The organism is Tissierella carlieri (assembly GCF_018917285.1).
Taxonomy (GTDB): Bacteria; Bacillota; Clostridia; order Tissierellales; family Tissierellaceae; genus Tissierella; species Tissierella carlieri.
Genome location: NZ_JAHLOH010000018.1, coordinates 45,739 through 51,892 on the forward strand (window position 1 = coordinate 45,739; position 6,154 = coordinate 51,892).

The window sequence follows — 6,154 nt, forward strand, 5'->3', positions numbered from 1 at the left end:
GATTACATGGCGGAGAAAAATCTATTTACTTTAATACCTAAAGTAGATGAAATATTAGACAAAAATAGTATAAAAGAACTATTAAATTATATACCAAGAAAGACTGTATTAGATAGTATAAGAATGGAAATAGAAGAAATTAGAGGAAAGATTAAAGGAAAAATACTTTCAGAAGAAGAAATAATTAATGAAATCGAAAATATTGATTTTAAAATAAAAAAGAGAGCAGATGAAAAAAACGCATATAAATTAAAAAGAGTAGTAAATGCTACTGGAGTTGTAATCCATACTAATTTAGGAAGGTCATTAATCAATGAAAAGATTATGGACAATGTTAAGGAAATTGCAATTAATTATTCCAATTTAGAATATGATTTAGAAACTGGATCTAGAGGCTCTAGATATAGTCATTTAGAGGAAATAATAGCTGAGATAACAGGTGGAGAAGCAGCTATGGTTGTTAATAACAATGCAGCTGCAGTGATACTTGTATTAAGTACTATGGCTAAGGATAAGGAAGTAATAGTATCACGTGGTGAGTTAGTTGAGATAGGTGGTTCCTTTAGGATACCTGATGTAATGGAACAAAGTGGAGCATCTTTAGTATCAGTTGGTACAACAAATAAGACTCATCTATGGGATTTTGAAAATGCTATAAATGAAAATACAGGAGCTTTATTAAAAGTTCATACTAGTAATTATAGAATATTAGGATTTACATCAAATGTTGACTCTGAGGAATTGATTCCATTAAAGGAGAAATACAATTTACCTCTTATTGAGGATTTAGGTAGTGGTGTGCTTATAGATTTATCTAAATATGGTATAGAGTATGAGCCAACAGTTCAGGAATCTTTAAGAAAAGGTGTAGATATAGTTACATTTAGCGGTGATAAACTTTTAGGGGGACCGCAGGTAGGGGTTATAGTTGGTAAGAAAGAATATATTCAAGCCATGAAAAAAAATCCATTTACAAGGGCATTTAGGGTAGATAAATTTACTATTTCTGCACTTGAGGCAACTTTAAGGTATTACCTTGATGAAGGAACAGCAGTTAAAGAAATTCCAACCTTAACTATGCTTGTTATGTGTTTAGAGGAAATAGAGAAAAAGGCAATAGAACTTAAATCAAGAATGGATGAGAAAAGTTTTGATGATTCTTTGCAAATAAATATAGAGGATAATTTTTCAGAAGTCGGTGGAGGCTCTTTACCTTTAGAAAAATTACCTACTAAATGCATAGTACTTACTCTGAATGATTTGAGTACTCAAGAATTTGAAAATAATTTGAGAAAATTTCATATACCAATTATTACTCGATTGTATAAGGATAGAGTATATCTAGATTTAAGAACTATTAAAGAAGAAGAATTTGATGTTATCGTTGAAGGAATAAGTTTTGCTTTAAATAAGGTTAAAGGAGTTTAATAAATGAAACATGTAATTATAGGAACAGCAGGTCATATAGACCATGGTAAAACAACTTTAATTAGAGCTATTACCGGAAGAAACACAGATAGACTAAAGGAAGAACAGGAAAGAGGAATATCAATTGAACTAGGTTTCACTTACTTTGATTTACCTTCAGGGCAAAGAGCTGGAATAATAGATGTACCAGGTCATGAAAAATTTATCAAGAATATGCTTGCAGGAGTTATAGGTATAGATATTGTTCTATTAGTTGTGGCAGCAGATGAAGGCATAATGCCTCAGACATTGGAACATCTGCATATTCTAGACTTATTGGGTATAAAAAAGGGATTTGTTGTTCTTACAAAGTCTGATTTAGTAGATAGTGAATGGATAGATATGGTTGAAGAGGAAGTAAGGGAGGAAATAAAGGGGACATTTCTTGAAGATACCCCTATAATAAGAGCTTCCTCCACTACTAAAATGGGGATTGAAAAGATTATCAATCTTATAGATGGATATGCAGCTGAGCTAAAGGATAGAGATGTAGATGATATGCCTAGGCTTCCAGTTGATAGAGTGTTTTCTATATCAGGTTTTGGAACTGTAGTAACAGGTACTTTATTATCTGGACAACTTAAGATAGGAGATGAAGTTCAAGTATTTCCAGGAGATAAAAAAGCCAGAATAAGAACATTACAAGTTCATGACCAAGATGCTAGTATTGCCTATGGAGGACAAAGGGTAGCTGCTAATTTAGCAGGATTAAAAAAGGAAGATATTGATAGAGGAGATACTATAGCACCAGTTAATTCCATGAATGATACTATGATGCTTGATGTAAAGATTAAGCTTCTTAAAAATATAGATAGATATATTGATAATAGAACAAGACTAAGGCTATATATAGGCACAAAGGAAGTATTATGCCGTGTTGTTTTACTAGATAAGGAAGAAATAGGGCCTGGTGATGAAGCTTATGCGCAGCTTAGACTGGAAGAAGAGGTAGTAGCTAAGAGGGGAGAGAAGTTTATCATTAGATTTTATTCACCTATGTTTACAATAGGTGGTGGAGAGATATTAGAACCTAATCCAAAAAAGAAAAAAAGATTTGATGATAAAGCAATAAAAGAATTAGAGATTAAAGAGATGGGTTCATCAACAGATATTATTGAAAATATCATTGAGGATAAATCAAAGGAATTTCCAACAACGAAAGAAATAGCAGTTTTTACTGCAATGTTAGAAGAAAGTATAAAGAGTGAGATAAATAAACTTATAGAAAATAAAAAGGTTATATCATTTTCCCTCACTAAGGATCTGCATATAATTCATATAAATTATTTTAATAAGGTTAAAGATAAAATTTTAGAGGAACTCAAGAATTTTCATTCTAAATATCCTTTAAGGGCAGGTATGCCAAAGGAAGAAATACGCAGTAGATTTTTAAAGAATGCAAAGCCAAAAGTAGCTGAAGCATTTATAGACTTGTTAATTGAGAAAGGATATTTAGAACAAAAACTTGAAAATATTTCAATCAATGGATTTGAAATAAAATTCAATGAGAATCAATTGAAAATCAGCCAAGATATCTTAAGAAGCTTCAAAGAAAATCCGTATCAGCCACCAAGAAGAGAGGATTTAGAGTCTATAATTGGTGAGAAGAAAGATGAAATAGAAGAAGTATTTATTTCTCTGTTGAATAATGGAGATATTATCAAATTAAATGAAGAGGTATATATCTCTAAAGAAGCTTACGACTTAGGTTTAGATAAGTTGAAAGAACATTTTACAAACAAAGATTCAATATCGATAGGTGAGTATAGAGATTTGTTAAATACAAATAGGAAGGTAGCCCTTGCTCTTCTTGAATATTTTGATCAAATCAAAATAACAAAAAGAGATAAAGATATTAGAATTTTAAACAAATGATTAATGCTCAAGTACAGGGGTGAGGAGATGGAGAAAAAAGTACTAATATTAGACAATGATAAATCCTTTGTGAAGGGCTTAAAGTATAGCCTTGAGCAAGACGGATATAGTATAGATATAATGCATCATGGAAAGGATGCTATAGAGAGAGTAAGTATAAATGATTATAGCTTAGTATTACTTGATCTAATATTACCAGATTCTAATGGCTTGAATATCTGTCAAGCCATTAGAAATGCTTCTCAAGTGCCAATTATAGTAATAACTGAAAAAGATGAGGATATTAATAAGATTTTAGCACTTGAATATGGAGCAGATGACTATGTTGTTAAACCTTTTAATATCCTTGAATTAAAGGCAAGAATTAAGGCAATATTAAGAAGAGTAAACTATAAATCTGTAGAACTTAATAACCAAGTGGTAAAAATACAGGATTTCACAATAAATACTGTAGGTAGAAAGGTAAATATAAAAGATAGAAATATAAATTTAACTGGAAAAGAGTTCGATTTATTTTTTGTTCTTATTTCAAATCCAGGAAAAGTTTTTAAAAGAGAAGAATTGTTGGAACTAGTATGGGGTTATGCATATTATGGTGATCTAAGGACAGTCGACGTTCATATAAGACGAATAAGAGAAAAGATTGAAAAAGATTCATCAGATGCTGAATATATTATGACTAAATGGGGAGTAGGCTATTATTTTAATAATTCTAAATTTTAAATTGTAAAAAATGCTTGAAAAAGGTCAAAATTTGTTGTATAATGGATTTTGTTCTTAATTTGGGGGTAGATGGGTCCTGGTGGGCCCTCTGGTCTTCAAAACCAGCGTGAGGGGTTAGTAGCTTCTTAGGTGGGTTCGATTCCCACATACTCCCGCCATAGTAAATCAGCGACTTAGGTCGCTTTTTTTATTTTTTGTTTTGTTCAACTGACGAGTCAATATTAGAGCCATCATCATTGCAGAAAATAAATCCTTCATTTTGATATAGACTTCTTTGTTCTGTAATCAATTCATTTTGTTCTTCTTGATGTTTCTTTAATAATTCAATAACATTATCAGATAAAGCTAGGGTTCTCGTACTATCCTCTGTCTTAGGATATTTTAAATATAATCCAATTCTAATATCTCCATTTCTAATTAAATTTCTTTGTATATTGATATTTTGTCCACATTTTGCCATTTAAGCCCTAAGAGTTTGTCATTTATGTGTAATTGAACCTTGAAAACTGAATAATACGGTATTCTAAAATAGAAATTTGCTATAAAATTATAAAAAATATGGTATAATTTTCTTGTTATATAGACTTGATTAGCATAATGAGAAGAATTAAGAGGGTGAAGTTATGATAAGACATAGGAGAATAGATATTGTTAAAGATAGAGAAATATTACTTGAGTTCCATTGTGAAATAAACTATGAATGTGAATCGGATTTTGCTAAAAAAACACCATATGAAATATACTACCAAAAATGGTTGAATACTGAAAATCAAGTTGAAGAGTTCATTTCCACTCTATCTAAGAGCATGGGTGACAATCGAACAATTGCAGATATATTAGAGGATGAAAATGGAATAGTATTGGGATATCTTTGGGTAACTTTCTCTGATATAAGAGATTATAATTTATCAATTGCAGAAATTAATGAAATAGCAGTTACAAAGCAGTTTAGAAAATCTGGAATTGGAACATATGCTATAGAATATACAGAGAAAATTGCTAAAATGAGAGGTGCAAATATTCTTCGTTCAGGTACAGGCTATGGAAATATTCCATCAAGGGGAATTCATGAACGCTGTGGGTTTAAGCCATGTAGGATTGAATATGAAAAGATATTAGACTAACAATTTATTTAGAAAAGAATTTTACGGTATTTTATTGTCTATAAATACCACCTTCAATGAAGTATACTCCAAAAGTTAAAATTATAGCCTAACTTTTGGAGTACACTCTATTTACAGATGGTTATGATTTCAATATTATCTAGATAAAATAGCCAAAGTGACATCATTATCCTTATTAAAAAGAAATATCATTATCTCTTTATTCTCTTTTGTTGCTTCTATGAGAAGTGGCTTATTAACAAATGTTATATTCCAAGAATCATTTTCAAGTATTTTTATATATTCTTCTGTAACTTGTTCTTGAGTTGAATTCTTTACTGTGTAAAGTGTAGTGGTATATTCATTTTCTTCTTTAGCTTGATGAACGATTTCGACAAATTCCATATTAGGATGAGTAGGTAATGTAACTTCATTAGTATTAGGATTGTTCTTACAAGCTACTAAAGTAAAAATACAGATAAATATTACAAAAATAATCTTTTTCATATTAACACCTCCAGTGTTAGTATTGGCAAAAAACTAGTATTGTATGATTAAAAAGTAGATTAATGTAAAAAAATTAAATATTTTTGGAGGTGTAGAATGGAAAGGTTTAACAGATATAAAAAGTAAGTATATTTACAGTAGTAGAGGTAATAGGGAGTGTAATAATAGGATTATTTAGGAGGGGAGGTAAAAATGGCGGAAGTTATTGTACATGAAATGAAATATTATGGTGGAAAAGTGAATTCAGATATAGATGTAGTTAATTATAGTAATGAATATTATAATGATTATCGAAGAATTTGTTGTGATTGTTTTCGGAATTTGAGTATAGCTACAAATCAAAACCCAGATTCATTTTATGGCTCTGTAAACTAAATATGAAAAAATAGTACAATATCTTCATAGAATTGCTCTAAGTTTCTTTGGATTGCTCTAAATTTCGCTTTGCATATGATAAAGCTTCGTCTATGAAATCATCA

At 30.1% G+C, this 6,154-nt stretch carries 7 protein-coding genes and 1 tRNA gene; 6 read left to right on the plus strand and 2 right to left on the minus strand.

Going from position 1 to position 6,154, the window contains the following annotated elements; translation table 11 throughout:
• Positions 1-6 precede the first annotated feature (6 nt).
• From selA to KQI38_RS04295, 4 genes are all read left to right on the plus strand, one after another.
• A complete protein-coding gene (gene selA, locus KQI38_RS04280; RefSeq protein ID WP_216556266.1) occupies positions 7-1,428 on the plus strand; it encodes an L-seryl-tRNA(Sec) selenium transferase in 1,422 nt (473 codons plus the stop codon).
• Positions 1,429-1,431: 3 nt separating this feature from the next.
• Positions 1,432-3,342, plus strand: coding sequence for a selenocysteine-specific translation elongation factor (gene selB, locus KQI38_RS04285; RefSeq protein WP_216556269.1), 1,911 nt, complete (start codon positions 1,432-1,434; stop codon positions 3,340-3,342).
• 27 nt (positions 3,343-3,369) lie between these two features.
• Complete coding sequence (locus tag KQI38_RS04290) at positions 3,370-4,065, plus strand: response regulator transcription factor (protein ID WP_216556272.1); 696 nt, start codon at positions 3,370-3,372, stop codon at positions 4,063-4,065.
• A 61-nt stretch (positions 4,066-4,126) separates the two neighbouring features.
• A tRNA-Sec gene (locus KQI38_RS04295) sits at positions 4,127-4,223 on the plus strand.
• Positions 4,224-4,252: 29 nt separating this feature from the next.
• Here KQI38_RS04295 and KQI38_RS04300 read toward each other — a convergent pair.
• Positions 4,253-4,525 (minus strand): hypothetical protein, encoded by a 273-nt coding sequence (locus KQI38_RS04300; protein ID WP_216556275.1) that lies wholly within the window; start codon positions 4,523-4,525, stop codon positions 4,253-4,255.
• Between the two features lie 163 nt (positions 4,526-4,688).
• On the opposite strand from KQI38_RS04300, the gene KQI38_RS04305 reads away from it, so the two are divergent.
• Positions 4,689-5,189, plus strand: coding sequence for a GNAT family N-acetyltransferase (locus KQI38_RS04305; RefSeq protein WP_216556279.1), 501 nt, complete (start codon positions 4,689-4,691; stop codon positions 5,187-5,189).
• A 135-nt stretch (positions 5,190-5,324) separates the two neighbouring features.
• On the opposite strand, the gene KQI38_RS04310 is transcribed toward KQI38_RS04305, so the two are convergent.
• Positions 5,325-5,675: a hypothetical protein gene (locus KQI38_RS04310; protein WP_216556282.1), complete on the minus strand. Its 351-nt coding sequence runs from the start codon at positions 5,673-5,675 to the stop codon at positions 5,325-5,327.
• A gap of 192 nt (positions 5,676-5,867) precedes the next feature.
• Here KQI38_RS04310 and KQI38_RS04315 point away from each other — a divergent pair, with 192 nt between their 5' ends.
• Entirely contained in the window at positions 5,868-6,050 is a 183-nt protein-coding gene (locus KQI38_RS04315; RefSeq protein ID WP_216556285.1) for a hypothetical protein, read from the plus strand.
• Positions 6,051-6,154 lie beyond the last annotated feature (104 nt).

What these genes read in the sequence shown, in the direction of transcription:
- selA (WP_216556266.1), top strand. Translation starts at nt 7, where the DNA reads ATGGCGGAGAAAAATCTATTTACTTTAATACCTAAAGTAGATGAAATA.
- KQI38_RS04315 (WP_216556285.1), top strand. Translation starts at nt 5,868, where the DNA reads ATGGCGGAAGTTATTGTACATGAAATGAAATATTATGGTGGAAAAGTG.
- KQI38_RS04305 (WP_216556279.1), top strand. Translation starts at nt 4,689, where the DNA reads ATGATAAGACATAGGAGAATAGATATTGTTAAAGATAGAGAAATATTA.
- KQI38_RS04290 (WP_216556272.1), top strand. Translation starts at nt 3,370, where the DNA reads ATGGAGAAAAAAGTACTAATATTAGACAATGATAAATCCTTTGTGAAG.
- selB (WP_216556269.1), top strand. Translation starts at nt 1,432, where the DNA reads ATGAAACATGTAATTATAGGAACAGCAGGTCATATAGACCATGGTAAA.
- KQI38_RS04310 (WP_216556282.1), bottom strand. Translation starts at nt 5,675, where the DNA reads ATGAAAAAGATTATTTTTGTAATATTTATCTGTATTTTTACTTTAGTA.
- KQI38_RS04300 (WP_216556275.1), bottom strand. Translation starts at nt 4,525, where the DNA reads ATGGCAAAATGTGGACAAAATATCAATATACAAAGAAATTTAATTAGA.